The organism is Streptomyces sp. NPDC003943 (assembly GCF_053605265.1).
The window spans coordinates 19,219-43,407 of the sequence record NZ_JBSGIW010000037.1; the positions used below are offsets into that span (position 1 = coordinate 19,219).

Below are 24,189 nucleotides of genomic sequence, written 5' to 3' on the forward strand. Positions count from 1 at the left end.
CATGGCCCTGACATCCGGAATACGGGCCCGGCTGGCCCGGGTCGGTGGGCGCACCACCTTCCTGACGGTCGGTGCGCTCCTCCACTTCACCGCGTTCTGGATCGCGTGGTGCGTGCTGCCGGCCGGCCCGCTGACCTCCCTGCAGCGGCACCGGTTCCGCACCATGCTCGGGGTGACGATCCCGCCCGCGACGAGCCCCGAGGACGCACCGCGCGGCGGGCTTCGCGCGCGCCTCGCCTCGCCGGTGACACAGCGTCAGCTCAGCTACCACCTGGTCGCCGGACCGCTGGTGGCGATCGGAACGCTCACACTCCTCACGCTGTGGGCGGTCGGCTTCGCCGCTCTCCTCGCGCCGGCCTGGATCTTCGCCCTGCCCTCCGAGTCGACGATCGGCCGTGTCGCCGCCATGGGCGTCGACGGATACATCTCCGGCGTCGGCCTCCTGGCGCTTCTGGCCGTGATGTGGCTGACCGGGGTGCTCGTGCGCCTCGACACCCTCGCGGCCACCGAGCTCCTGGGCCCGGGCCGCGCCGAGCAGCTGCGGCGCCGGGTCGAGGACCTCTCCGAGAGCCGGGCCGGCGTCCTCGACGCCGCCGACCTCGAACGGCGGCGCATCGAACGGGATCTTCACGACGGGGCACAGCAGCGCCTGGTGTCCCTCGCCGTCAACCTCGGCATCGCCAAGGCCACCGTGACCGATCTGCCCAACGCCCTCCAGGTCATCGCCGAGGCCCACCGCGAGGCCAAGGAGGCCATCACCGAACTCCAGGACCTGGTCCGCGGCCTGCACCCGGCCGTCCTGGAGGACCGCGGCCTGGACGCCGCCCTCACCGGGCTCGCCGCCCGTGTCCCCGTACCGGTGCGGCTGTCCGTGGCGGTCGAGCCGCGCCCTTCGGCGGCCGTGGAGGCCGTCGCGTACTACGTCGTGTCCGAGTCGCTGACCAACGTGGTCAAGCACGCCCGCGCCTCCCAGGTGGAGGTGCGGGTCGAGAGAACGGGAGACCTGATGTCCTTGACGATCACCGACGACGGGGCCGGCGGCGCCGACCCGTCCGGTGGGACGGGGCTGGCCGGCCTCGCCAAGCGGGTCACCTCCGTGGACGGCACCTTCGCGATCGACAGTCCGGTCGGCGGACCCACCCGGGTGGAGGTGGAGCTGCCGTGCGCGCGGTGATCGCCGAGGACTCCGTGCTGCTGCGCGTCGGCCTCGTCAAGGTCCTGGAGATGGCCGGCTACGAGGTCGTCGCCGAGGCCGGCGACGAACCGGGGCTGCTCGCCGCCGTCGAGGAGCACCGCCCCGACCTCGCCGTCACCGACGTGCGGATGCCGCCCGGGCACAGCTCGGAAGGGGTGCGCGCCGCCCTGACGATCCGGGAACGCTGGCCCGGCACAGCGGTGTTGCTGCTCTCCCAGTACGTCGAGGAGCAGTACGCCGCCGACCTGCTCGCCGAGGACACCGCCGGCCTCGGCTATCTGCTCAAGCAACGCGTCGCCGACGTCGAGGAGTTCATCGAGGCCCTGCACCGCGTGACCGCGGGCGGCACGGCCCTCGACCCGCAGGTCGTCTCCCAGCTGCTGCTGCGGCGCCGCAGGGACCCCCTGGAGCGGCTCACGGGACGCGAGCGCGAGGTCCTGGAACTGATGGCGTCCGGCCGCTCCAACCTGGGCATCGCCCAGCAGATGGTGGTGAGCGAGAGCACCGTCGCCAAGCACATCAACAACATCCTGTCCAAGCTCAACCTGCCCAACGTCGACGCGGACCACCGCCGGGTGCTCGCCGTGCTGCGCTTCCTCGGCGTCTGACCGCGTCCGAGGCGTGCGACCGCGTCCGGCCCGGGGCCGGTCCCGTACGACCGTGTACGACCGGGGGCTGTGGATACCCGTGTGCGATTGTCGGTCGCCCGTGATAGTCACTACTCCACCGGGAGGGGTGATCACTGACCCCGCCCGATCGAACGAGCAAGGGGTGGGGACATGGCGTTGCTCCGTGACTGGGGGCGCACGCTGATGAAACGGGCCGGCCGGCCCGTCGCGCAGGTGCAGAAGGACTCGGGCGATCCCGACGTGTGGCGGGTCCGGGTGGCCGCCGAGGCGGCCGACTGGGAGACCGTGCGGGCGGTGCTCGAAGCGCGGCCCGACGGCGCGGACCGGACGGACATGCTGTGGGCCGTCGGCGAGACCTCCGGGGTGGAGCGGTGGATCGCCGAGGTGCTCGAAGCGGAGCCGGACGCCACGCTGCCGCGGCTCGTCGCCGGGTTCCGGTACGTCAGCTGGGGCTGGGAGGCCCGCACCGGCGCGCGGGCGCAGCACGTCTCGCGCGAGCAGTTCGAGGTGTTCCACGAGCGGCTGCGCCAGGCCGAGGCGTGGCTGTACGAGGTCGCCGAACGCGAGCCCGGCTGGGTCTCGCCCTGGTACGCCCTCCAGGTCAGCGGCCGCGGTCTGCAGGTCGGCCAGGACGTCGCGCGCCGCCGCTTCGAGGCCACCGTGCGCCGCGCCCCGCACCACCTGCGCGCCCACCAGCAGCAGCTCCAGCAGATCTGCGAGAAGTGGGGCGGATCGCACGAGCAGATGCACGCCTTCGCCCACGAGTCCGCCTTCGGCGCGCCCGGCGGGACGCCGCTCGGCCAGCTCGTCGCGATCGGCCACATCGAGCACTGGCTCGACCTCGACGAGGGCGCGGACACCGCGTACATACGCCGGCCCGAGGTCCTCGCGTCGCTGAACCGGGCCGCCGACCACTCGTACCGGCACCCGGACTTCGTCCGCCGGGGCCCGTGGCTCCAGGTCCTCAACACCTTCGCCATGGCCTTCTCGCTCGCGGGCGACGGCGCCGCCGCCCGCGAGTGCTTCGAGGCCACCGAGGGCAAGGTCACCGAGTTCCCCTGGTACTACCTCAACGGCTCCGACCCGGCCGCGGCGTACGAGAAACTGCGCGCGTCGGCCGGACGCTGACCCGGCACGAACCCGAGCGCGCCGCGGGCCGGCCGGCCCCGACGCGACCGGGCCCGGCGCCCCGGACCTGTCTCGGGGCGCGTGCCGGGGCTCGCCTTCGGCGGCCGCGTCCGTGCCGGGGGTCGCTTGCGGGCTTGCGTCCGGGTCGGGGCTCGCCTTCGGAGCCGCGTCCGCGTCCGTGCCCGGGGGCTCGCTCGGGGGCCGCGTCCGCGCCGGGGCTCGCCTTCGGCGGGCGATGCCCGCGCCCGGGGCGCGAGTCCGCGCTCGGGGCTCGCCTCCCGTGCCGCGTCCGTGCCGGGGCCGCCGCGGCAGCCCGTACGCCACCGTCCGGCGCGCCCGACCCCCGTACCACCGCGGGCCGCCCGCCCCACCAACCGTCCGTCCCGCGTCCGCCCCACCAACCCGTTCCGTCCCGCCCGCCGCGCGCACCGCGCCGGCGGGCCCACCGAAAGACTTCGCCAGGTGTCCCACTCAGAGACCTCAGAGACCGCCCACGCCAGCGCCCACACCTTCCAGGTCGACCTGCGCGGCCTGGTCGACCTGCTCTCGCACCACCTCTACTCCAGCCCGCGCGTCTACCTCCGCGAGCTGCTGCAGAACGCCGTCGACGCCATCACCGCCCGCCAGGCACTCACCCCCGGCGCGCCCGGCACCATCACCGTGCGCACCGGTGAGACCCTCACCGTCACGGACACCGGCGTCGGCCTCACCGAGGCCGACGTGCACCGCTTCCTCGCCACCATCGGCCGCAGCTCCAAGCGGACCGCCGACGGCGCCTTCGACGGTGCCGGTCTCGACGCGGCCCGCGGTGAGTTCATCGGCCAGTTCGGCATCGGCCTGCTCGCCTGCTTCGTCGTCGCCGACGAGATCACCGTGCTCAGCCGCTCCGCCGCCGACCCGGCGGCGCCCGCCGTCGAATGGCGCGGCCACTCCGACGGCCGCTACACCCTGCGCACCCTGCCCGCCTCCGCCGTGCCCGAGCCCGGCACCACCGTGCGGCTCACCCCGCGCGCCGACAACGCCGAGTGGACCACCCCCGACCAGGTCGTCGCGCTCGCCCGGCACTACGGCGGACTGCTCCGCCACGAGGTCACCGTCGTCGGCCCGCGCGGCGAGACCCACCGGATCAACGAGACGCCTCCGTGGGAGCGGACCCACCGCTCGCCGCTGGCCCGCAAGGAGGCGCTCACCGACTACTGCCGCGCCCACTTCGACTTCACCCCGCTCGACACCATCGAGCTCGACCTGCCGGCCGCCGGGCTGCGCGGTGTCGCGTACGTGCTGCCCACCGCCGTCAGCCCCGCCCAGCGGGCCGGCCACCGGGTCCACCTCAAGGGCATGCTGCTCACCGACCAGGCGCCCGAACTGCTGCCGGACTGGGCGTTCTTCGTCCGCTGCGTCGTCGACACCACCAGCCTGCGGCCCACCGCCTCCCGCGAGTCGCTGTACGAGGACGGCGCCCTGTCCGCCGTACGCGACGCGCTCGGCGACCGGATCCGCGACTGGCTCACCGGCCTCGCCGCCAGCGACCCCGCCCTGCTGCACCGCTTCATCGACACCCACCACCTCGCCGTCAAGGCGCTGGCCCGCTACGACGACGAGCTGCTGCGGATCGTGCTGCCGTGGCTGCCGTTCGAGACCACCGACGGCAACGTCACCCTGGAGGAGTTCGCCCGCACCCACCCGACGCTGCTCGTCACCCGCAGCGTCGAGGAGTTCCGGCAGGTCGCCCCGATCGCCTCGGCCGCCGGCCTCGGCGTCGTCAACGGCGGCTACACCTACGACCGCGACCTCGTGCACCGGCTGCCCGAGATCCGTCCCGGCACGACCGTCACCGACCTCGACCCGGCCACCGTCACCGCCCACCTCGACGCCGTCGACCCGACCGCCGAACTGCGCGCCGCGGCCTTCCTCGCCGTCGCCCGCGAGACCGTCGGCGTCCACGACTGCGACGTCGTGCTGCGCGACTTCCAGCCCGTCACCGCGCCCGCGCTGCTCCTCGACAACCGCGAGGCGCGCCACGAGCGCACCCGGTCGAGCCTCGCCGCGGACAGCGACGGCCTGTGGGCCGACATCCTCGGCTCGCTGCGCCACGAGACCCCGCGCGCCCAGCTCGTCCTCAACCACCTCAACCCGCTGGTCCGGCAGGCGATCACGATCACCGAGCGCGGCCTGGCCGTCACCACCGCCGAAGCGCTGTACGGGCAGGCCCTGCTGCTCAGCCGCCGCCCGCTCCGGGCGAGCGAGAGCGCCCTGCTGAACCGGGCCTTCATCGGCCTGCTCACCCATGCCATGCACAACCCCGGCCAGGCCGAGCCCGGGCCTGAGTCCCAGAAGGAACAGTAGATGCTGGACACCCCCGAGGCCGTCCTCGAGGCGCTGCGCGAGAACCACGACCGCCCGCACGGCCTGCACCGCACCGTCACCGCCGAGGAGCTCGTCGAGGCCGCCGAGCCGCTCGACGAGCCCGGCAAGCCCGAACTGCTCGTCACCGCCCTCATGGAACTGATGACGGCGTACGAGTTCACCGGCGAGCACCGCAAGTCGCCCGTCGTCTTCGCCCGGCTGCTCAAGCTCTGGGACACCGCGCCCCAGTCCTTCAACCAGTACGAGGCCCACCAGGTCTTCTGGCGCTTCAAGTGGGTGACGACCTCACTGCTCCAGGTGCCCGAGGTGCCGCTGGCCACGCTCGACGGCTGGATCGACCGCATGCGCGAGCGGTACGCGGACGCCGGGCACGGCATGCAGCCGGTGGCCGCGATGCGCTTCCACGTCGCCGCCCACACCGGCGCCGGAGTCGCCGACGCGTACGACCTGTGGGCCACCCGGCCGCGCACCGAACTCAGCGACTGCGAGGCGTGCGAGACCCGGCACCTCGCCTGGCACCAGATGACCTCCGGCGACGACACCGCCGCCCTCGACAGCTGGCGGCCGGTCCTCGACGGCGCCCAGAGCTGCAGCGAGGAACCGCAGATGAGCCAGGCGCGCGCCCTGCTGCCGCTGCTGCGCACCGGCCGCGCCGACGAGGCCCGCTCGCACCACCTCACCGGCTACCGGCGGGTGCGCGGCAACACGGGCATGCAGGAGGAGGTCGGCCTGCACCTGGAGTTCTGCGCCCTCTCCCGCAACGAGGGGCGCGGCCTGGAGATCCTCGCCGAGAACCGCCCCCTGTTCGAGGCGACGGGCGCCCCGCTGGACCGCCTGGAGTTCCTCACCGGCGTCGAGGTGCTGCTCGCCCGGCTCGCCGAGGACGGCCACGCCGACACCGTCGTCGCCGGTCCGCCCGGCCGCAACTGGACGGCCGGCGAACTGCTCGCCCATGTCCGCGCCGAGGCGGACGGCCTCGCCGCCGCCTTCGACGCGCGCAACGGGACGCCGGCCGTCGGCGACTGGCGCCGCGCCCGGCTCGCCCGGCGCCCGCTCCTCGACGAGCCGCTGCCGCTCGGCCTGCGCACCTCCGTCCCGTCCGTCACCAGCGCCCCCGCGGCGCCCGCGGCCGCCCCGGCCGCCGTCACCGAGCCGCCCGCGGACTTCGCCGAGCTCGTCCGCGAGGCCCGCCGCCTGGCCGCCGAGGGCCGCCCGTCGGACGAGCGGCTGTGGGCCCTGATCGACGAGCGCCTCGCCGACGGCTCCGCGACCCACGACGACCGTCTCGGCCCCGAGGAGTTGCTCCTGGCCGAGCTCGCCGAGCACCGCGCGACCCAGCACGGCGCGGCGGACAGCAGGGCCGAGTTCGTCGCCGAACTGGAGAAGGCGTCCGAGCTGTTCACGGGTCTCGGCATGCCCTGGCACGCGCTCTCGGCGCGGGCCCGCGCCCTCGCCTGGGGGAGCGGGACCCAGGAGGAGCCGGGCGACGAGACGGCGGCCCGGGACGCCGCCGAAGCCCTGCGGCAGGAGGCCGAACGCCTCAAGACCGAGGTCCCGTTGACGGGCGAGGCGCCGGCGGCCGGGGAGATCTCCGGTGAGACCGCGTCCGGTGTCGACGTGGGCCGGGAGCGCGCCCTGCGCTACCTGATGGTGCTGAACTCGCTCGCCTACCTCGCGTACCAGGAGGTCCTGCGGCAGGGCCGCGAACCGGAACCGGCCGCCCAGGCGCGGTTCGAGGAGTCCGCCGGCGTCCTGCGGGCCGAGGCCGAGCGGCTCTCCGCGCCGCACCAGGCGGCCAACGCCCGGCAGTACGTGGCCGACCTGGCCGGCCGGCGCGGCGACTTCGCGCTCGCCGAGACGGAGCTGCGCGCCGCCCTGAAGGACGTCGACGCCGCCGGGCGGCCCTGGCGCGGCTCGCGGCCGCGCTGCCTGCTCGCCCAGCTCCTCCTCGGCCGGGGCGAGCCGGGCGAGGCGGCGGAGCTGCTGCACCAGGCGATCACCGACGCCGTCCGCCACGACGACACGGACTTCCCGTTCGCGCCGACGTACGTACTGCTCGGCCACGCCACCTCGCATCTCGGCGACAGCGCCGGCGCCGTGCGCCACCTCTCGGAGGCCGCCGCCCGCTTCGACCAGGCCGGCGAGCCCGACGAGGCCGTCGAGACCCGGCTCCAGCTCGCCGACGTGCTCGCCCGCTCCGGCCGGCAGGCCGACGCCGTCGCCGTCCTGGAGTCCGTCCTCTCCGACGAGGCGGTCTCCTCGCGGGACGAGCGCCTCATCGCCCAGGCCCGGCTCACGCTGGCGCGCGGGCTGCGGGAGCTGGAGGAGTTCCTGCCGGCGGCCGAGGAGTTCCTGCGCCTCGCGGACACCGTCGCGGGCTGGGAGGAGGACCGCGAGGTCCACACCCTGGTCGCCGCCGAGGCCGCCGTCGCCCTCGCGATGGCCGAGCGTCACGACGCGGCCGCCGCGGCGTACGAGCGCGCCCTCGCCTCCCACGCCGAGGCCCCGAACCCGTCCCAGATCCTGAACATGATGCGCGAGTTCGCCCGCCTCGCCCTGCTGCTCCAGGGCGCCGACGCCCTCGACACGGCCCTGGAGCACCTCACCCGCGCCGACGCGCTCCTGGCCGCCGCCGAGGACCCCGACGCGCTCCCGCACTGGTACGAGAAGGGCCTCAACCACTACCGCCGCGCCCGCGTCCTCGCCGACGCCCAGCGCCTCCCCGAGGCCCTCGCCGAGGCGGAGGCGTCCATCGCCGCCCACGACCAGGGCGGCGAACGGGGCGAGGCCCCGCGCGCCGAGTCCGTTCGCATCGCCGCCCTCATCGAGGGCAACGGCCTCGACCGCCCGGCGGACGCCGTCGTCCGCCTCACGGCGGCGATCGCCCGCTGCCGCGCGGCGCAATTGGAGGAGGCCGCGGACATTTTGGACGCGCTGCGGCAGGAGTACCTGGCGCGCTAGCGGCGCCATCGAGACAGCAGGGGTGGGGAATGACGGAGACGGACTCGCCGGTGGCCGGTGAGCGAAGAGTGGAGCAGAGCCCGGCTCAGGGCACGGCACGGGTCTCGGAACAGATCCCGGAACAGATCCCGGAACAGATCCCGGAGCAGGACTGTCCGGACTGCGGGGCACGGGTGCCGGTCGACCGGCGGTTCGTGGTGTGGTGTGCCGGCTGCGACTGGAACGTGGATCCCGCGCGCGACACGGCGGCCGAGGAGGACGAGGGCCGGATCGAACGGATGCGCCGGGAGATGGCCCGGCGCCACGGCGAGCAGCTCTTCGCCGCACTCGCGCACGAGCAGCACGGGCGGGACGGGCAGGACGGGCGGGACGGGCGGGACGAGCCCGAGGGGCGGGACGGGCAGGGCGCATCGGCCCCCGGCGGTGCGGCGGGCGCTCTCGCCACGCTTCTCGCGGTGGCCGTGCACGGACTCACCGCGGCGCTCGTGGGGTGCGGCCTGTGGCTGCTCCTCGCCCGCTGGGGCGAGGGCTTCCAGCCCGTGCTCGGGGCGCTGCTGCTCGGCCTGGCCGTCGTGCTGCGGCCCCGGCTCGGCAGCTACGCCAAGCTGCGGAAATCCGCCGACGTGCTGCTGCTCGAACGGTCCGACGCACCCCAGCTCTTCGCCCTGCTCGACGAGGTCGCCGCGGCGGTCGGGACCCGGGGCGTCGACGCCGTCGTCGTCGGCGCGGAGCCGAACGCCGGCGTCACGGCGTACGGCCTGCGTCGGCGCCGGGTGCTGTCGCTGGGCCTGAGCCTGTGGACCGTGCTCGACCGGCAGGAGCGGATCGCGGTGCTCGGTCACGAGTTCGGCCACTACGCCCACGGTGACACCCGGCATCTGCTCCTCGTCGGCAGCGCGCTGCGGACGCTCTCGACCTGGCGGTACATGCTCGCGCCGGAGCCCACCACGGCCCTGGTCGAGCACCTCGCCAACCTGCTGACCTTCGTCCCCCGCTGGACCGTGCACGGACTGATCCTGCTGCTCGACCAGACGACCCTGCGCGCCTCCCAGCGGGCCGAGTACCTGGCGGACGCCACCGCGGCCCGGGCCGCGGGCGCGGACGCGGCCGTCGGCGTGATGGACCGGCTGCTCGTCAGCGGCGCCGCCGTGACCGTGCTCCAGCGGGAGGCGGTCGCCGCCCGCACCCGGATCGGAGGTCAGGCGCGGCGCGAGGATCCGGCCGCCGGCCTGTGGGACCGGCTCGCGGCGGAGGTGGCGAGCGTCCCGGAGCACGAGTACGCACGCCTGCGTCGCGTCGCCGAACTGCGGGCCCACAGCGTCGACTCCACCCATCCGCCCACCCATCTGCGCCGCCGCCTGCTCGCCGACGGTCCCCGGCACACCGCACGCGTCGTCCTCGACCAGGCCCGGGCCGCGGCCGTCGACGCCGAACTGGCCGAGGCGGCACGGGTCGTGGCGCGCGAGGTGGTGGGCGTGGCGTAGGCGCGCGATGCCGGTGGCCCTTCGTCGACGGGAGCGACGCCGCGCCACCGGCCCCGTGGACCGCGGCGCCGTACCCGAGGGACGCAAACCCTCGCGTGTTACCTGCCGGTACGGAATGATGGCGGCCGACCAACCGAACCATCCACACGGCCGGGGGCGATGCTGCGGTGACCACCATCCACGACGAGAACACGGTGCACGCCTTCCGGGACGACGCCCTCGGCGAGCACGATGCCGTCGGCCTCGCCGCCGCGATCCGGCGCGGTGAGGTCGGCGCCGACGAGGCCGCGAAGGCCGCGGCCGAGCGGGTCCGGGACGTCGAGGCCCGGCTGCACGCCGTCCAGACGCACGTCGACGCGCCACGGGCCGCCGCCGGCGGGACCGGGCTGCTCGCGGGCGTGCCGACCTTCGTCAAGGACAACACCGACCACCGTGGGCTGCCCACCGGCCATGGCAGCGCCGCCTTCACCCCGCGGCCCGCGACCCGGCACGCGCCGTTCGTCCGGCAGTTCCTCAGCAGTGGCGTCACCGTCCTCGGCAAGACCCGGCTGCCCGAGTTCGGCTTCAGCCCCAGCACCGAGTACGAGCACGCCGAACCCGTCCGCAACCCCTGGCACACCGGCCACTCCGCGGGCGGCTCCTCCGGCGGCAGCGCGGCCCTGGTCGCGGCCGGCGCCGTGCCGATCGCGCACGCCAACGACGGCGGCGGCTCCATCCGCATCCCCGCCGCCGCGTGCGGACTCGTCGGTCTCAAGCCCACCCGCGGCCGGGTCGTCGCCAACGCCGAGAGCCGCCGGCTCCCGCTCGACATCGTCTCCGACGGCGTCGTCAGCCGCTCCGTACGGGACACCGCGACCTTCCTCGCCGCCGCCGAACGCTACCGGCGCAACCTCGAACTGCCGCCCGTCGGCCTCGTCGAAGGCCCCGCCGAGCGGCGGCTGCGCATCGGCCTCCTCCTCGACTCGCCCAACGGCGTCCGCTCCGACGCCGCCACCCGCGCCGCCGTCACCGAGACCGCCACCACCCTCGAACGCCTCGGCCACACGGTCGAGCCCGTCGAGATCGCGCTCGACCCCCGCTTCACCGAGGACTTCCTCGTGTACTGGGGCCTGCTGTCCTTCCTCATCGGCGTCACCGGCCGCGGCTACGGCCCCGACTTCGACCGCCACCGCATGGACGGCCTCAGCCGCGGCCTGCGCGCCGCGTACCTCGACAACTGGCGCCACACCCCGGGCGTGCTGCGCCGCCTCAGGCGCACCCGGGAGGCGTACGCGGCCGCCTTCCGCGGCCTCGACCTGATCCTGTCCCCGGTGCTCGCGCACACCACGCCGCCGATCGGCCACCTCGCCCCGACCGTGCCGTACCCGACGCTGATCGAACGGATCCTCGCGTACGTCGCCTTCACCCCCGTCAACAACGTCGTCGGCACGCCCTCGCTCTCCCTCCCGGCGGCGCGCGCGACGGACGACGGACTGCCCGTCGGCGTCCTGTTCTCCGGCCGTCCCGGCAGCGAACGGATGCTGCTGGAGCTCGCGTTCGAACTGGAGGCGGACCGGCCCTTCCGGCGCATCCAGGACAGGTGAACCCGGGAAAGTCTTGTCGTGGCGGGGCAGCCTGTGCTCAAATCCGTCTCGAACACCTACGGACCGGGATGCTCGTCAGTCCCGGGGCGGCCCCGGGGCGCGAGGGCCGGACGGCGGGGGGTGCCGCGGGGACGCGGCGCCGGACGCCGGGCGTACGGGATCGACGTATCCACGTACCCGCAGGAGCCGCATCATGAGCAAGCACGTCCTGGCCCAGAACCAGTACGGCAAGGCCGAGAACCGCATCGTCAAGATCACCCGCCAGGGCAACGACGGCAACTGGCACGAGATCCGCGACCTCAACGTCTCCGTGGCGCTGCGCGGCGAGTTCCGCGAGGTCCACCACACCGGCGACAACGGGAACTGCCTGCCGACCGACACCACCAAGAACACGGTCTACGCCTTCGCCAAGGAGCACGGCGTCGAGTCGCCCGAGGCCTTCGCGATCCTGCTCGCCAAGCACTTCGTGCAGTCGCAGCCGGTGATCCACGAGGCGCAGATCCGTGTCGAGGAGTTCGCCTGGGACCGCATCCCGGTCCCCACCCGCGCCGAACAGCACTCCTTCGTGCGCCGGGGCCAGGAGGTCCGCACCGCGCAGGTCACCTACAACGGCCACACGGGCCGGCTCCAGGTGATCTCCGGTCTCAAGGACCTGACCGTCATGAACTCGACCAACTCCGAGTTCCACGGCTACATCAAGGACAAGTACACGACCCTGCAGGAGGCGTACGACCGCATCCTCGCCACCAAGGTCACCTCCCGCTGGGCGCACTCCGCGCAGGCCACCGGCGCCGAGGGCTTCGACTGGGACCGCTCGTACAAGCAGGTCAAGCGGCACATGCTGGAGGCGTTCGCGGAGACGTACAGCTACTCGCTGCAGCAGACCCTCAACGCCATGGCCGAGCGGGTCCTCGACCACTGCGCCAACGTCAACGAGGTCCGCCTCAACCTGCCGAACAAGCACCACTTCCTCGTCGACCTGGAGCCCTTCGGGCTGAAGAACGACAACGAGGTGTACTACGCGGCCGACCGGATGTACGGCCTCATCGAGGGCACCATCCACCGGGACGGCGTCCAGCCCGTCATCGCCACCAGCGACTGGATCACCGCCTGAGGCGGATGAGGCGTCCGGGGCGTCCGATCGATGACGCGCCTGACGCGCCCGACCCGCTCAGCGCGTCAGGCGCGTCACCGGTTCCGGGGCCGGGACGGGACCGGGTGCCGGGCCCGGCTGTGGGCCCGGCTCGGGGCGTGGCGCCGGGGGCGGCTGCGGGTCGGGGCCGGGGCGCGGTGGCGCCGGCGGCACCGGATCGGGACCGCCGGGCCCCGGCACCGGCCCGGGCAGCGGACCCGGCTGCGGTGCCGGTCCCGGGCCGGGCGCCGGAGTGGGGCTCGGCGGCACGGGGTCGTTCGGGGGGTTACCCATGGCCGGTCCGTGGCCCTCAGGTGTTGGCCGCAGTGGAGGAGATGTCGGCGAGCGCCGAACGGGGATCCTTCTCCATGGCGAGGTCGCCCAGCGTCACCATGCCGAGCAGCTGCCCGTCGTCGGTGACCGGAAGCCGGCGCAGCGCGTGCTCGCGCATCAGTGCCGTGGCGTGCTCCAGGGTGTCGTCCGGCGGAATCGTGACCATGTCGGAGCTGCAGATCGCGTGCACCGTCGTGTCGCTCGGCTCCATGCCCTCGGCCAGCGCCCGCACCACGATGTCACGGTCGGTGACGATGCCGCACAGCTTGCCGTCGTCGACGACCAGGACGTCGCCGATGTCCGCGTCCCGCATCATCCGCGCGGCCTCGGCGAGCGAGGTGTGCGGCCCCACCGTCACCGGTCGCGTGCTCATGATGTCGTTGATGTGCATGTCCTCCATGCCCTGCAGCTTCTGCCTGTCCTGCTTCATCACGGCCTCCAGTCGTGTCGGTGGCCGAGCGGCCGCCGGGGCTGTCCTCACTTCCCCAGCGCGCGCTTGAGCTCCGCCTTGTTCATCGATGAGCGTCCGTGGACGTCCTTCTTCTGCGCCTCGGCGTACAGCTGGTCGTACGTCGGCCCCTGCGAGCCGCTGTGCGAGCGCTGCCCGCCGCGCCGTGACGACGACATGTCCTGCAGCGAGGTCCGGCTCGCGGTCTTGGACTCGCCGGCCCGCGCGCGTTCCTTGTTCACCGTGCGTGCCGCGATCTCCTCGGCGCGCTTCTCGCTCTCGCCCCGGTCGAGCGCGCTGTCCTTGATGTGCTCGTACTGCCGCTCACGCTTCTGGCTCGAACCCCTGGGCATGACGTTCCTCCTCTCGCACGGCCCACCGGGCCTACTGTCGGCCGCTGCCCCCTCCGCGCGCCTTCATGCATGCCGGACAGGTCCTACGGCCTGTCCTGGTCGTCGAAGGCGCCGTGGCGGCCCGCGCCCGCGGCGAAGCGCCCGGCGCCCTCCAGGGTCTCGCCCGCGGTGAGGGGGACCATGCCGTGGCGGAGCTCGGCGGCGAGGGCCTCGGCCTCGGGAAGGCCGTGCTGGCCGAGGACGGAGAGGCGGTCGTGGCGGAGGCAGAGCTGGGGGAAGGCGGCGATCTCGTGGGCGAGCCGTTCGGCGGCGGCGCGGGACCGGCCCGGCGGGACGAGACGGTTGGCGAGACCGATCGCGTACGCCTCCGAGGCCGGGACCGGGCGGCCGGTGAGGACGAGGTCCATGGCGCGGCTCTCGCCGATGAGGCGGGGCAGGCGGACGGTGCCGCCGTCGATCAGCGGGACGCCCCAGCGGCGGCAGAAGACGCCGAGGACGGCGTCCTCCTCGAGCACGCGCAGGTCGCACCAGAGCGCCAGCTCCAGACCGCCCGCCACGGCGTGGCCGGCCACGGCCGCGATGACCGGCTTGGTCAGCCGCATCCGGGTCGGGCCCATGGGGCCGTCGCCGTCGGGTGCCACCCGGTTGCCGCGATCGGTGCCGATGGCCTTGAGGTCGGCGCCCGCGCAGAAGGTGCCGCCCTCGCCCCACAGCACCGCGACCGAGGCCTCCTCGTCCGCCTCGAAGGCCCGGAAGGCATCGGCCAGTCGGGCGGCCGTCGGCCCGTCCACGGCGTTGCGGGCGGCGGGCCGGGAGAGGATCACGGTCGTCACCGGCCCGTCGCGCTCGACACGGACGGCGGGGTCGGTGGGGGCATCGGCGGTCATGGGCGGCATTCCTAGCAGAATCCGGCCGTCTCCGCCCGGACAACCACGGAGCCCGTCCCGCCGGGCCCGCCCCGGTGGGACGATGCCCGTGTCGGGCGGGGAACCCGTCAGCGACCAGTCGGGGGAACCGGTCAGGGACCAGTCACCAGGAGGGGACATGAGCAGTGACGTCCGCGAGCGGCTAGCCGGACTCGGGCTGCGGCTGCCGGAGGTGAGCGCGCCCAAGGGGGCCTACGTCCCCGCCGTGCGCAGCGGCCGTCATGTCTTCGTCGCCGGCCAGATCCCGCTCACCGGCGGCGAGTTGACCGCGACCGGCCAGGTCGGCGCGGAGGTCTCGGTGGAGCGCGCCAGGGAGCTGAGCCGCCAGTGCGCGCTGGCCGCCCTGGCGGCCGCGGACTCGGTTGCACCGCTGGAGGAGGTGGTGCGGGTGGTGAAGGTGGTGGGGTACGTGTCCTCGGCGCCCGGGTTCACCCGGCAGGCCACCGTCGTGGACGGGGCGAGCGAACTGCTCGTCGAGGTGTTCGGCGCGGCCGGCCGGCATGCGCGCAGCGCCGTCGGCATGAGCATCCTGCCGCTGGACGCGCCCGTGGAGATCGAGATCGTGCTGGAGGTCGCCCCGGACGGCGCGCCGTAGGTCCCGGGGCTCGGTGCTCCCCCCCCCACCTGCTTGGCTGTCCGCGCGCGGGGGAGAGCCGGCCCGGACCCGCGGCGCCGCCGTGCGTGCCCGCCCTGCCGGTCGCCGTCGAGTGGCGCCCCAGGCTCCGCCCCACGATCGCCCGGGGGCCGGGGACGGTCAGCCGATGCGTACCGCCGTCTCCGCCCCACGACCGCCCGGGGGCCGGGGACGGTCAGCCGATCCGTACCGCCGTCCCCGTCACCTGGATCCCGCTCGCCGGGTCGGCCGGGATGCCCACCGTCAGCAGGCTCGGCCGGCCCATGTCGACGCCCTGATGGATCGTCAACTCTGCCGGCACGGACACGAGTCCGAGTTCGCGCAGATATCCGCCGAAGGCCGCCGCCGCCGCGCCCGTCGCCGGGTCCTCGACCACGCCACCCGGCGGGAAGGGGTTGCGGGCGTGGAAGACGGTGTCCGACTCGCGGTGGACGAGGGCGATCGTGACCCAGTCGCGGCGCGCCATCAGCGCGCCGAGCGCGGCCATGTCGTAGTCGAGGTCCGCGAGGCGCTCGCGCCTCGCGGCGGCGATCACCGGATGCCAGGCGCCGGCATAGGCGGCCCGGGGCGGCAGGGCCGGGTCGAGGTCGGCGGCGGACCAGCGCAGCGCGGCGAGCAGCTCGGCCAGGTCGGCCTCGTCGATCTCCGCGGTGCGGGGTGCGACGCTGGCCAGGGTGGCGACGACGGTGCCGTCCGGCCGGGTCGAGGTGGTCACGTTGACCGGTCCCGCCTGGGTGTGCAGCAGCAGATCGCCGACGCCGTGCCGCTGGGCGTGCGCGACGGCGGTGGCGATGGTGGCGTGGCCGCAGAAGGGCACCTCGGTCTGAGGGCTGAAGTAGCGGATGTCGTGCGCCCCGTCGGGGCGCGGCACGGCGAACGCCGTCTCCGAGTAGCCGACCTCCGCCGCGGTGGCGGCCATGGTCGCCTCGTCGATGCCCGCGGCGTCCAGCACCACACCCGCCGGGTTCCCGCCGAGCGGATCGGTGCTGAAGGCCACGTAACGCAGGATGTCCATGACCCGAACGTAGCCGCCCTGTCGGAGTGACGTCAAAGCCCTGGCGACAAACGGGAGTTGCCTGCCCGTACGAGACAAAGCGGCTGGTCGTCGCGGGTGGTCAGGCCCAGGTGAGGAGCTGTCCGGACGCGGCGAGGCCCACCGCGAAACCCAGTGCGATTCTGCGGGCGCCACGGCTGCTCGGCCGTACCGCGTGGAAGTAGCGCGGATCGATCAGCAGCGCCTCGCCGACCCGTGGGGCGATCTCCAGGGACTCGGCGCCCCGGACGACCGCCTCGTCGTAGCCGTACGAGGCGGGCAGCCGGTACGACTCGTCCTCGGGCTGCCAGCGGTGCCGCCACAGCACCGTCTCGCCGCCCGCGGGCGGCACACTGAGGTAGAGGTTGAAGGCGAACTGGCCGATCAGCGGCACATCGAGGAGATCGTCGGCGTACTCGCGCAGCGAGTCGTCGAAATGCACCCGGAAGCCCTGGTTGGGCTCCCTCGCGACCCCCGCGCCGAGCTCCCGTCCACCCCGGCGGCCGACCGTCACCCCGCCCGGCCAGTGCGCGCCGAGCCCTTCACGGCACAGCAGAAAGGGGTCGAAGGAGAGACCGAGGCCCTGCCATGCCTCGTTGTGGCCGGTCAGCGCCTGCCAGTAGCTGTCGGCGAGCCCGCCGTCGGCCATGTGGTCGCTGACCCCGACCCCGAAGCGCATCACCGGCGGCTGGACGCGGGCCTTCCCGTACGAGTCGAAGGCACGCTCCTCCAGCGCGCCCAGCACCTCGGCGCAGCGCTCCGGCGCCATGAAGCCGGGTACCCGGACGGCCGCGTACCGCCCGGCGGCGAGGCCGGCGAGCAGGTCGTGCGTGAAGGCGGGCGCGGTGGCGGTGCGGAAGAACGGGTCGTGCGACGCCGTCGTCGGCACGTCGCGGGTGGAGAGCCCGGCGTTCCCCGCGCTTCCCGCGTTCCCTAAATTGCCCAAGTTCCCCAAGTTCCCTGACGTCATCTCGTCGGCCCCCCGACTTGTCGAAAGACAGCGGAAAACAGTGGCGCCTATCCGGGATGCGATCCGCTCGTCGCGCGGAACGCGGTCTTCGCGTCGAGTTCGAGCGCCTGGCGTCCGGCCTCCAGCGCCTCCATCGCGACCTGTCGGCCGAACTCGGCCTGCATCTCCTCCAGCTCGCTCCCCGGTGCGCCCCACGTGAGGGACTCGTCGTCGTAGGTGTCGGTGGGGCGAGAAGTCATGGGCGGACCTCCGAGCGATTCGGTAGGGGACGCGTCACACAGGGTGAGGCACCGTCAGGCTACGCGCAAGCCCACCGCCCGCGGTTGACTTTGGCAACTGCCGCCGTAACGAAGAGGTTTCAGGTCGGCATGCCCCGCATCGCGGTCAGCGTCCCCCTGGCCTGCACGGACAGCGGATGTTCCGACGCCACCACCCGGTCGAGATCGCGCACCAGTGCGCGCAGCGCGTTCACCGCTTCGGGCGTACGGCCGCGGATGCCGAGCAGGGTCAGGACGTAGGTGTAGCGCAGCCGCATCACCAGATGGGAGTCCTGCGGCTGCGAGGCGTCCCGCAGCGCCCCGGCGATCATCCGCTCCGCCTCCTCAGCCCGGTTCTGGCGCAGCAGCGCGTGCGTGAGGGTCTCCCGGACCCGCAGGATCTCCGGGGTGGCGGGCGGCCACTGGTTGCGGCGGCTGATGTCCAGGATCTGCCGGGCCTCCGTCTCGGCCTCGCGGTGCGCGCCGAGCGCGAGCACGGTCCGCGCCAGGGTGTGGCGCACGACGAGGGTGTCGTAGTGCTCGGGACCGCGGACCTCGTTCTCCGCCTCGACGATCGAACGCAGCAGGACCTCCGCCTCGCCCTCCCGCCCGGCCTGCTCGTTGATCGCGCGGGCCAGCTTGTGGCGGCTGGCCAGGGTGTCGGCGTGGTCCTCGCCCAGGATCCGGGTGCGCGCCGCCACGACCAGGCCGAGCACCCGCTCGGCCTGGTGCAGCTGCTCCCGGTCCAGATAGATGCGGCCCTGTTCGTGCCGCAGGCCCAGGATCTCCCGGTCGTCCGGGTCGAAGCCGTACGAGGCGCACCGCTCGATCAGCGGGAAGACCAGGGCGTACGCGGGGCCGAGCAGCCCGGTGGCGATGAGGTAGCGGGCGGTCAGCCGGGCCAGCTCCAGGGCCTCGGTGCGCACGGTCCGGTCGGAGAGCTTCAGGTCACCGAGCAGACAGGTGCGGGAGACCTCAAGGGTGTGCGGGGCGAGCGCGGCCCACAGCGGCCAGTTGGCGGGGTGGTCGGGGTTGCGCAGGTGGGTGGCGGACATCAGCATCCGCAGCGCCAGGCCGTAGTAGTCGGCGGGCCGGCCGCGGACCTCCTCGTCCTCGCGCATCACGCCGTGCACGACCGGGTGCAGGGTGAGGACGCCGGCCAGGTCCCGGTCGGCGACGCCCTCGCGTTCGTAGGCGTCCACGAGTCCGAGCCGCTCCAGGCCCTCCAGAGCGGTGCGGAGCGAGCCGGCGCCGGGGAAGAGCGGGGACTGGGCGAGCGCGGGGCCGGCGAGCAGACTGCGGTACGGGACGGGGGCGATGCTGAGGCAGGCGAAGACCTTCAGCAGGGTGGGCGCGTGCGGCAGCCGGTGCTCGGTGAGCAGGTCCAGGGCGATGCCGCAGACGTTCTCCACGATCTCCCGGCCGAGCAGTTCGGTGAGCTGCGGGCCGTCCCGGTCGGGCACGTCATCGCCTCCGGGCGCGACCGCCCGCCGGAAGGACTCGAAGTCCCGGATGTCGCTGTCCAGCGAGATCCGGCTCTCGTGCACCGCCCTGATCACGTCGGCGGCGCCGCGCAGCGCCAGCGGCAGCCCGCCCAGCTGCTGCGCCAGCCGGCGGGCATCCTCGTTGGTGCCGCCGATGCCTCCGGTCCGTTCGAGCAGCATGGACGCGCCGTCGTTCTCGTCGAGGGGCAGCACCTGGTGGACGCGGACGGCCTCGCCCCACTCCTGCTTGCTGCGCACCCGGCTGGTGACGATCACGGTGCCCTGCGGGTTCTTCGGGGTGCGCAGCCAGCCGGTGCCGTTGGCGACCGGGCCGTCGGGCGGGCCGAGCCGCTCGGGATCGTCGGCGTTGTCGACGATCAGCAGCCACGGATCGGGGCACTCGTCGAGCAGCGTCCACACCAGGTCCATGGCCGTGCCGACGAGCCAGGACCGCTCCACCGTGATGGAGGGCGCGCCGAGGTCGCGGGCGATCATCCGCATGCGCAGGCTCAGCTCCGGCGTCGACACCCACCACACCCGGTATCCGGCGCGCACCGCCCGGTCCGCGGCCTCCAGGGCCACCCGGCTCTTCCCCGATCCGCCGAGACCCGCGATCACGTGCACCTGCCGGCGGGCCTCGTCGGACAGCAGGTACGCGACGAGGCTCAGCCGGTCCTTGCCCTTGAGCTGGCCGTCCGCCAGCTTCGCGTACGGCGGGGGCGGGAAGGGCGCCAGATCCGGGTCCTCGGCGGCGGGCGGAGGCTGGGAGGTCGTGTCGGCCGAGGGGTCCGTGACGGCCGGGGCCGCCGGGGCCGGCAGCGGTTCGGTCAGCGGCAGGGGTACGGGTACGGGCGCGGGCGCGGAGTCCGCCGGGAGCGCGGCCTGCGCGGGCTCCGCGGCCGCCTCCAGGAGCGCCTGGCGCACCGCCCGGTACGAGGGGGCGGCGCGGTCCGCCGGCTGGACGATGCTGAAATGGTCGGCGGTGACCACCCCGCCCTTGGGGAAGACGCCGCGGGCCACGACGGGCGGCACGATGTCGTCGGCGGAGCCGCCGTAGGCCCGTACCGGGATGGGGCACTCCTGGGCCCCGTACTCCCGCGCGTGCACCACCGCGCTCAGCACCGTGCGCTGAGCCTCCGTCACCGCCCGGTCGAAGGGCCGCAGTTGCTGCTCCTGCGGGTTGTTCCACAGCTTGAGCGCCTTGCGCACGGTGAGGAAGAAGCCCGAGCCGGTGTTGGGGCAGGCGAACATGGTGAAGTGCCTGATCCGCGCCAGCTCCCGGCCCTCGCCGTTCCACAGCTTGCGGGCCAGGAACCGCTGCACGACGAGCCCGCCCTGGCTGTGCGTGACCAGGACGATCCGCTCGGCCTCGGCGAGTTCGGTCTCCAGGAAGGTGCCGAGCTGGTCGGCGACGTCGTCGGTCTCGGCGACCCGGCGGTCGGGCCGGAGCCGGACGAACGGGGAGTCGTACTCGAAGGGATGGACGCTGACCCAGCCGGCCAGTTCGGGGTCGGCCTCGACGAGCGCCGTGAACGCCTGCCACACCTTCGCGGAGGAGAACAGCCCGTGGACCAGCACGAGGTGGACGCGCGTCGACGCCATCGCGAACCTCCGCAATCAGAAAAGGTGTTGAATGAGAGTGATTTCGATCGCAGATGAAGCAGCAGACGTGTCAATGATGCACGAGGTGCGACCCGAGGGGCCATAAACAGACAGCCCCGGTGCTCGACGGATCGAGCCACGGGGCTGCGTCAGGTGCTCACCGGGCGGTGGCACGGACCCGGGTCACAGGAAGGCGTGGCCCTCTCCCCGGTACGTCGGCACGACGTCGACGATCCGGTCGCCCTCGACCAGGTGCAACTCGTCGACGCGCTCGCACAGTTCGCCCGCCTTGGCGTGCCGGAACCAGACGCGGTCGCCGAGTCGCAGGTCGTCCGCGGCGGGGCCGGTCAGCGGGGTCTGGACCTCGCCGGCTCCCTCGGTGCCGAGCAGGCGCAGTCCGGCGGGGTGGACCGGGACGGGCAGCCGGGACGGGCCGGGGGCGCCGGAGGCGGTCCAGCCGCCGCCGAGCACGGTGACGTGGCGGGGCGCCGGGCGGCGGACGACGGAGAGGGCGAAGTAGGCGGCGGGCAGCGGGCGGAAGCCGCGGTAGTGGTCGAAGAGGACGGGCGCGTAGACGCCGGAACCGGCCCCGAGCTCGGTGACCGCGGGCTCGGCGGAGGTCGACTCCAGGCTGCCGGTGCCGCCGCCGTTGACGAAGTCCAGCGGCGCCACGGCCCGCACCGCGCGGATCGCGGCCGCCCGCCGGGCCCGCAGCTCGTTGGCCGAGACGCGCTGCATGAGCCGTACCGCCGCCCTGGCCGGGCCCGCGCCCGGCTGGTTGTCGCCCATCCCGGCGATCTGCCCCTCGTACGACATGACGCCGACCAGCTTCAGCCGCGGTCGCGCCAGCACGGCGCGGGCCAGTTCGGCGGCCTGCTCGGGCGCGTGCAGCGGCGAGCGGCGCATGCCGAGGTGGAGCCGGCCGCCGAGGAGGCGGAGTGAGGCGTCGAGGTCCAGGCAGACGCGCACCCGGGGGCCGGACGGGCCGACGGCCTCGGTGATCAGGTCGAGATGGGCGACGGAGTCCACCATCAGGACGATCCGGGCGGCGGCGCGCTCGTCCGAGGCGAGCCGGCGCAGGGCCGGCCCGTCGGCCGTCGGATAGCCGACCAGGATGTCGCCGTCCGGCGCGCCCTCGGCGCCGTCGGCGGCCTTGTCCTCCTCCGCCAGCCACAGCGCCTCCGGCAGGGTGAACGCCAGGATCCCCGAGAAGCCCGGCATCCGCAGCACGTCCCCGATCAGCGCGCGGCAGCGCAGCGACTTGCTCGCCAGCCGGATCGGCTTGCCGCCGGCCCGCCGGACCATGTGGGCGGCGTTGGCGCGCAGGGCCGCCAGGTCGACCACCGCGAACGGCGGCTGCAGACCGGCCGTCGCCCGCTCGAGCTCGGCGAAGCCCGCGGGGGCGAGGGGGCGGGTGGCGGGGCGGTCCTGGGCGGTCCGGGTGTCGTCGTCCGGCGGGGCGCTTCCCATGGCGTAGGGCCTTTCCGTGGGCCGGTTGCTGGCGGCCACGGTCTCTAGGTCAAGCGTTCAAGTCAAGGGTTTCGGACCCTTGACTTGAACGCTTGACCAAGTTCAGTCTTCCGGCAGGCCGCCGCCGGGACGGCGCCGGCCCGAGGACGACCGAGAGGACCCCTGGCATGAACCGCGTGTGGCGCAACTGGGCGGGCAACGAGGAGGCCCGGCCGAGCAGGGTGCTCCACCCCGCGAGCACCGAGGACGTCGCCACCGCCGTGAAGGACGCCGTACGGGACGGGCTGCGGGTCAAGGCCGTCGGCTCCGGGCACTCCTTCACCGGCGTCGCCGTCGCGCCGGACGTCCAGCTGCGGCTCGACCGCTTCGACGGGGTGACCTCGCTCGACGCCGAGACGGGCCTGGTCACCGTCGAGGCGGGCATGCCGCTGTGGAAGCTCAACCCGCTGCTCGCCGCGCACGGCCTCGCCCTGGAGAACATGGGCGACATCGACCGGCAGACCGTCACCGGCGCCGTCTCCACCGGCACCCACGGCACCGGTGCCCGGCTCGGCGGCATCGCGACCCAGCTCCGCGCCCTGGAACTGGTCCTCGCCGACGGCTCGGTGGTCACCTGCTCGCCCGCCGAGCGGCCGGAGCTCTTCGCGGCGGCCCGGGTCGGTCTCGGCGCCCTCGGCGTCATCACCCGGGTCACCCTCCAGACCGTGCCGCTGTTCGCGATCCACGCCCGCGACACCGCCATGCCCGTCGCCGAGACCCTGGAGCGGGCGCAGGAACTCGCCGACATGAACGACCACTTCGAGTTCTTCTGGTTCCCGCACAGCACCACCGCGCTCACCCGGCGCTTCCGGCGGCTGCCCGGCGACACCCCGCTCCGGCCCGTCGGGGAGTTCGCCCGCCGCGTCGACGAGACCCTCACCAACGTGGGCTTCGAGGCGCTCAACCGCGCCGGCACCCGCTTCCCCGGCCTCGTCCGGCCGAGCGCCCGGCTCGCGGCGCGGCTGATGTCCTCACGGGAGTGGACCGACCACTCGTACAAGGTGTTCCCGAGCCCGCGCGAAGTGCGCTTCCACGAGGGCGAGTTCGCCATCCCGCGCGAGCACGCCGTCGACGCGCTGCGCGCGATCAAGCGCTGGGTCGACGAGCACGACGAGCGCGTGTCGTTCCCGCTGGAGGTCCGCTTCAGCGCCGGCGACGACATCTGGCTGTCCACCGCGAACGGCCGCGACAGCTGCTACATCGCCTTCCACCAGTACCACCGCATGCCCTACCAGCGGTACTTCACCGCCTGCCAGGACATCCTCACCGGCTTCGGCGGCCGACCGCACTGGGGCAAGATGCACGATCTCGACGCCGGCCTGCTGCGCCCCCGCTACGACCGCTTCGACGACTTCGTCGCGCTGCGCGACGGGCTCGACCCGACCGGTGTGTTCGCCAACCCGTACCTCGACCGGGTCCTCGGCCCGGCGCCCGCGGCGGCGTCGCGCGAGACCTGAGGTCAGCGGGGCTCGCGGTAGCCGAGGACGCCGGTCAGGACGACCCGGAGGATCGCGCGGAGTTCCACGTGCAGCGGCGGCTTGCCCTCGTCCTGCGGCGACCAGCGGTAGAGCGCGCCGAGGTAGCAGTCCCGCAGGATGTGGCCGACCTGCTCGGAGTCGATGTCCGGCGCGACCCGGCCCTGGCGCTTGCCCAGCTCGATGATGGTGGTGAAGATCGAGGCCGTGTACGGGTCCTCGTCGAGCGGGCGGCCCGCCTTCACCCAGGCCGCGAGCATGACCGGGGTGATGTCCCGCTCCTCCTCGTTGAGCTGCGCCAGGGTGGCCATACATCGTTCCAGGTGGACCGTGACGTCGTCGGTCGCGTGGAGCGACTCCTCCATGATGGCGTTCAGCCGGTCACCTCGTCTCTCGGCCCAGGCCGTGACGAGGTCTTCCTTCCGCTGGAAGTAGTTGAAGAACGTGCCGCGCGCCACGTCCGCCCGTTCCGCGATCTGGTCGATCGTCGTCCCGTCGTACCCCTGCTCGGCGAAGAGCGCGAGGGCGGATCCGTAGATCGCCTGCTTCACGCGCTGCTTGCTGCGCTCGCGGCGCCCGAGGGGGCGCTCCGCTTCCGTGGGAGGGGTGTGGATGGGCACGGCGCGGGCCTCGCTCTCGCTTCACTTACTGTCCGTATCTCGACCCCATCTTTATACTAGAGTACA

At 73.9% G+C, this 24,189-nt stretch carries 19 protein-coding genes; 10 read left to right on the top strand and 9 right to left on the bottom strand.

The annotated features are described in order from the left end of the window. The first annotated feature begins 1 nt into the window (after nt 1). The 8 genes from ACWEV0_RS17415 (at nt 2) to pucL (ending at nt 12,461) form a co-directional block, all read left to right on the top strand. Entirely contained in the window at nt 2-1,174 is a 1,173-nt protein-coding gene (locus ACWEV0_RS17415) for a sensor histidine kinase (protein ID WP_453150155.1), read from the top strand. Beyond that, nucleotides 1,171-1,803, top strand: coding sequence for a LuxR C-terminal-related transcriptional regulator (locus ACWEV0_RS17420; protein WP_453150185.1), 633 nt, complete (start codon nt 1,171-1,173; stop codon nt 1,801-1,803). The genes ACWEV0_RS17415 and ACWEV0_RS17420 overlap by 4 nt, the downstream gene beginning before the upstream one ends. A gap of 171 nt (nt 1,804-1,974) precedes the next feature. Beyond that, entirely contained in the window at nt 1,975-2,952 is a 978-nt protein-coding gene (locus ACWEV0_RS17425; RefSeq protein ID WP_453150156.1) for a hypothetical protein, read from the top strand. 462 nt (nt 2,953-3,414) lie between these two features. Further along, nucleotides 3,415-5,298, top strand: coding sequence for an HSP90 family protein (locus tag ACWEV0_RS17430; protein ID WP_453150157.1), 1,884 nt, complete (start codon nt 3,415-3,417; stop codon nt 5,296-5,298). Continuing rightward, the gene (locus ACWEV0_RS17435; protein ID WP_453150158.1) at nt 5,299-8,280 is read left to right on the top strand and encodes a hypothetical protein; all 2,982 of its coding nucleotides are present in this window, start codon (nt 5,299-5,301) and stop codon (nt 8,278-8,280) included. 29 nt (nt 8,281-8,309) lie between these two features. Next, nucleotides 8,310-9,764, top strand: coding sequence for a M48 family metallopeptidase (locus ACWEV0_RS17440; protein WP_453150159.1), 1,455 nt, complete (start codon nt 8,310-8,312; stop codon nt 9,762-9,764). A 167-nt stretch (nt 9,765-9,931) separates the two neighbouring features. Beyond that, the gene (locus ACWEV0_RS17445; RefSeq protein WP_453150160.1) at nt 9,932-11,347 is read left to right on the top strand and encodes an amidase; all 1,416 of its coding nucleotides are present in this window, start codon (nt 9,932-9,934) and stop codon (nt 11,345-11,347) included. Nucleotides 11,348-11,540: 193 nt separating this feature from the next. Next, the gene (pucL, locus tag ACWEV0_RS17450) at nt 11,541-12,461 is read left to right on the top strand and encodes a factor-independent urate hydroxylase (protein WP_453150161.1); all 921 of its coding nucleotides are present in this window, start codon (nt 11,541-11,543) and stop codon (nt 12,459-12,461) included. 328 nt (nt 12,462-12,789) lie between these two features. Here the strand turns inward: pucL and ACWEV0_RS17455 are convergent, their stop codons facing one another. The 3 genes from ACWEV0_RS17455 to ACWEV0_RS17465 form a co-directional block, all read right to left on the bottom strand. Then, nucleotides 12,790-13,242 carry a CBS domain-containing protein gene (locus tag ACWEV0_RS17455; protein ID WP_453150162.1) on the bottom strand — a complete coding sequence of 151 codons (453 nt, stop codon included), beginning with the start codon at nt 13,240-13,242 and terminating at the stop codon, nt 12,790-12,792. A 47-nt stretch (nt 13,243-13,289) separates the two neighbouring features. Continuing rightward, nucleotides 13,290-13,613 (bottom strand): plasmid stabilization protein, encoded by a 324-nt coding sequence (locus ACWEV0_RS17460; RefSeq protein WP_453150163.1) that lies wholly within the window; start codon nt 13,611-13,613, stop codon nt 13,290-13,292. Between the two features lie 83 nt (nt 13,614-13,696). After that, nucleotides 13,697-14,500: a crotonase/enoyl-CoA hydratase family protein gene (locus tag ACWEV0_RS17465; protein ID WP_453150164.1), complete on the bottom strand. Its 804-nt coding sequence runs from the start codon at nt 14,498-14,500 to the stop codon at nt 13,697-13,699. 157 nt (nt 14,501-14,657) lie between these two features. On the opposite strand from ACWEV0_RS17465, the gene ACWEV0_RS17470 reads away from it, so the two are divergent. Then, on the top strand, nt 14,658-15,134 hold the full coding sequence (locus ACWEV0_RS17470; protein ID WP_453150165.1) for a RidA family protein: 477 nt from the start codon (nt 14,658-14,660) through the stop codon (nt 15,132-15,134). Nucleotides 15,135-15,348: 214 nt separating this feature from the next. Here ACWEV0_RS17470 and ACWEV0_RS17475 read toward each other — a convergent pair whose 3' ends face one another. The 5 genes from ACWEV0_RS17475 to ACWEV0_RS17495 form a co-directional block, all read right to left on the bottom strand. After that, nucleotides 15,349-16,188: a PhzF family phenazine biosynthesis protein gene (locus ACWEV0_RS17475; protein ID WP_453150166.1), complete on the bottom strand. Its 840-nt coding sequence runs from the start codon at nt 16,186-16,188 to the stop codon at nt 15,349-15,351. Between the two features lie 100 nt (nt 16,189-16,288). Further along, on the bottom strand, nt 16,289-17,152 hold the full coding sequence (locus ACWEV0_RS17480; protein WP_453150167.1) for a 2OG-Fe(II)-dependent halogenase WelO5 family protein: 864 nt from the start codon (nt 17,150-17,152) through the stop codon (nt 16,289-16,291). A 71-nt stretch (nt 17,153-17,223) separates the two neighbouring features. Continuing rightward, nucleotides 17,224-17,415 carry a hypothetical protein gene (locus ACWEV0_RS17485; RefSeq protein ID WP_451605540.1) on the bottom strand — a complete coding sequence of 64 codons (192 nt, stop codon included), beginning with the start codon at nt 17,413-17,415 and terminating at the stop codon, nt 17,224-17,226. A 119-nt stretch (nt 17,416-17,534) separates the two neighbouring features. Beyond that, nucleotides 17,535-20,519: a tetratricopeptide repeat protein gene (locus ACWEV0_RS17490; protein WP_453150168.1), complete on the bottom strand. Its 2,985-nt coding sequence runs from the start codon at nt 20,517-20,519 to the stop codon at nt 17,535-17,537. A gap of 183 nt (nt 20,520-20,702) precedes the next feature. Continuing rightward, on the bottom strand, nt 20,703-21,989 hold the full coding sequence (locus ACWEV0_RS17495) for an amino acid deaminase/aldolase (RefSeq protein ID WP_453150169.1): 1,287 nt from the start codon (nt 21,987-21,989) through the stop codon (nt 20,703-20,705). 167 nt (nt 21,990-22,156) lie between these two features. Here ACWEV0_RS17495 and ACWEV0_RS17500 point away from each other — a divergent pair, with 167 nt between their 5' ends. Next, nucleotides 22,157-23,485 carry a D-arabinono-1,4-lactone oxidase gene (locus ACWEV0_RS17500; protein ID WP_453150170.1) on the top strand — a complete coding sequence of 443 codons (1,329 nt, stop codon included), beginning with the start codon at nt 22,157-22,159 and terminating at the stop codon, nt 23,483-23,485. A 2-nt stretch (nt 23,486-23,487) separates the two neighbouring features. Here ACWEV0_RS17500 and ACWEV0_RS17505 read toward each other — a convergent pair whose 3' ends face one another. Then, entirely contained in the window at nt 23,488-24,123 is a 636-nt protein-coding gene (locus ACWEV0_RS17505) for a TetR/AcrR family transcriptional regulator (protein ID WP_453150171.1), read from the bottom strand. Between the last annotated feature and the right edge of the window lie 66 nt (nt 24,124-24,189).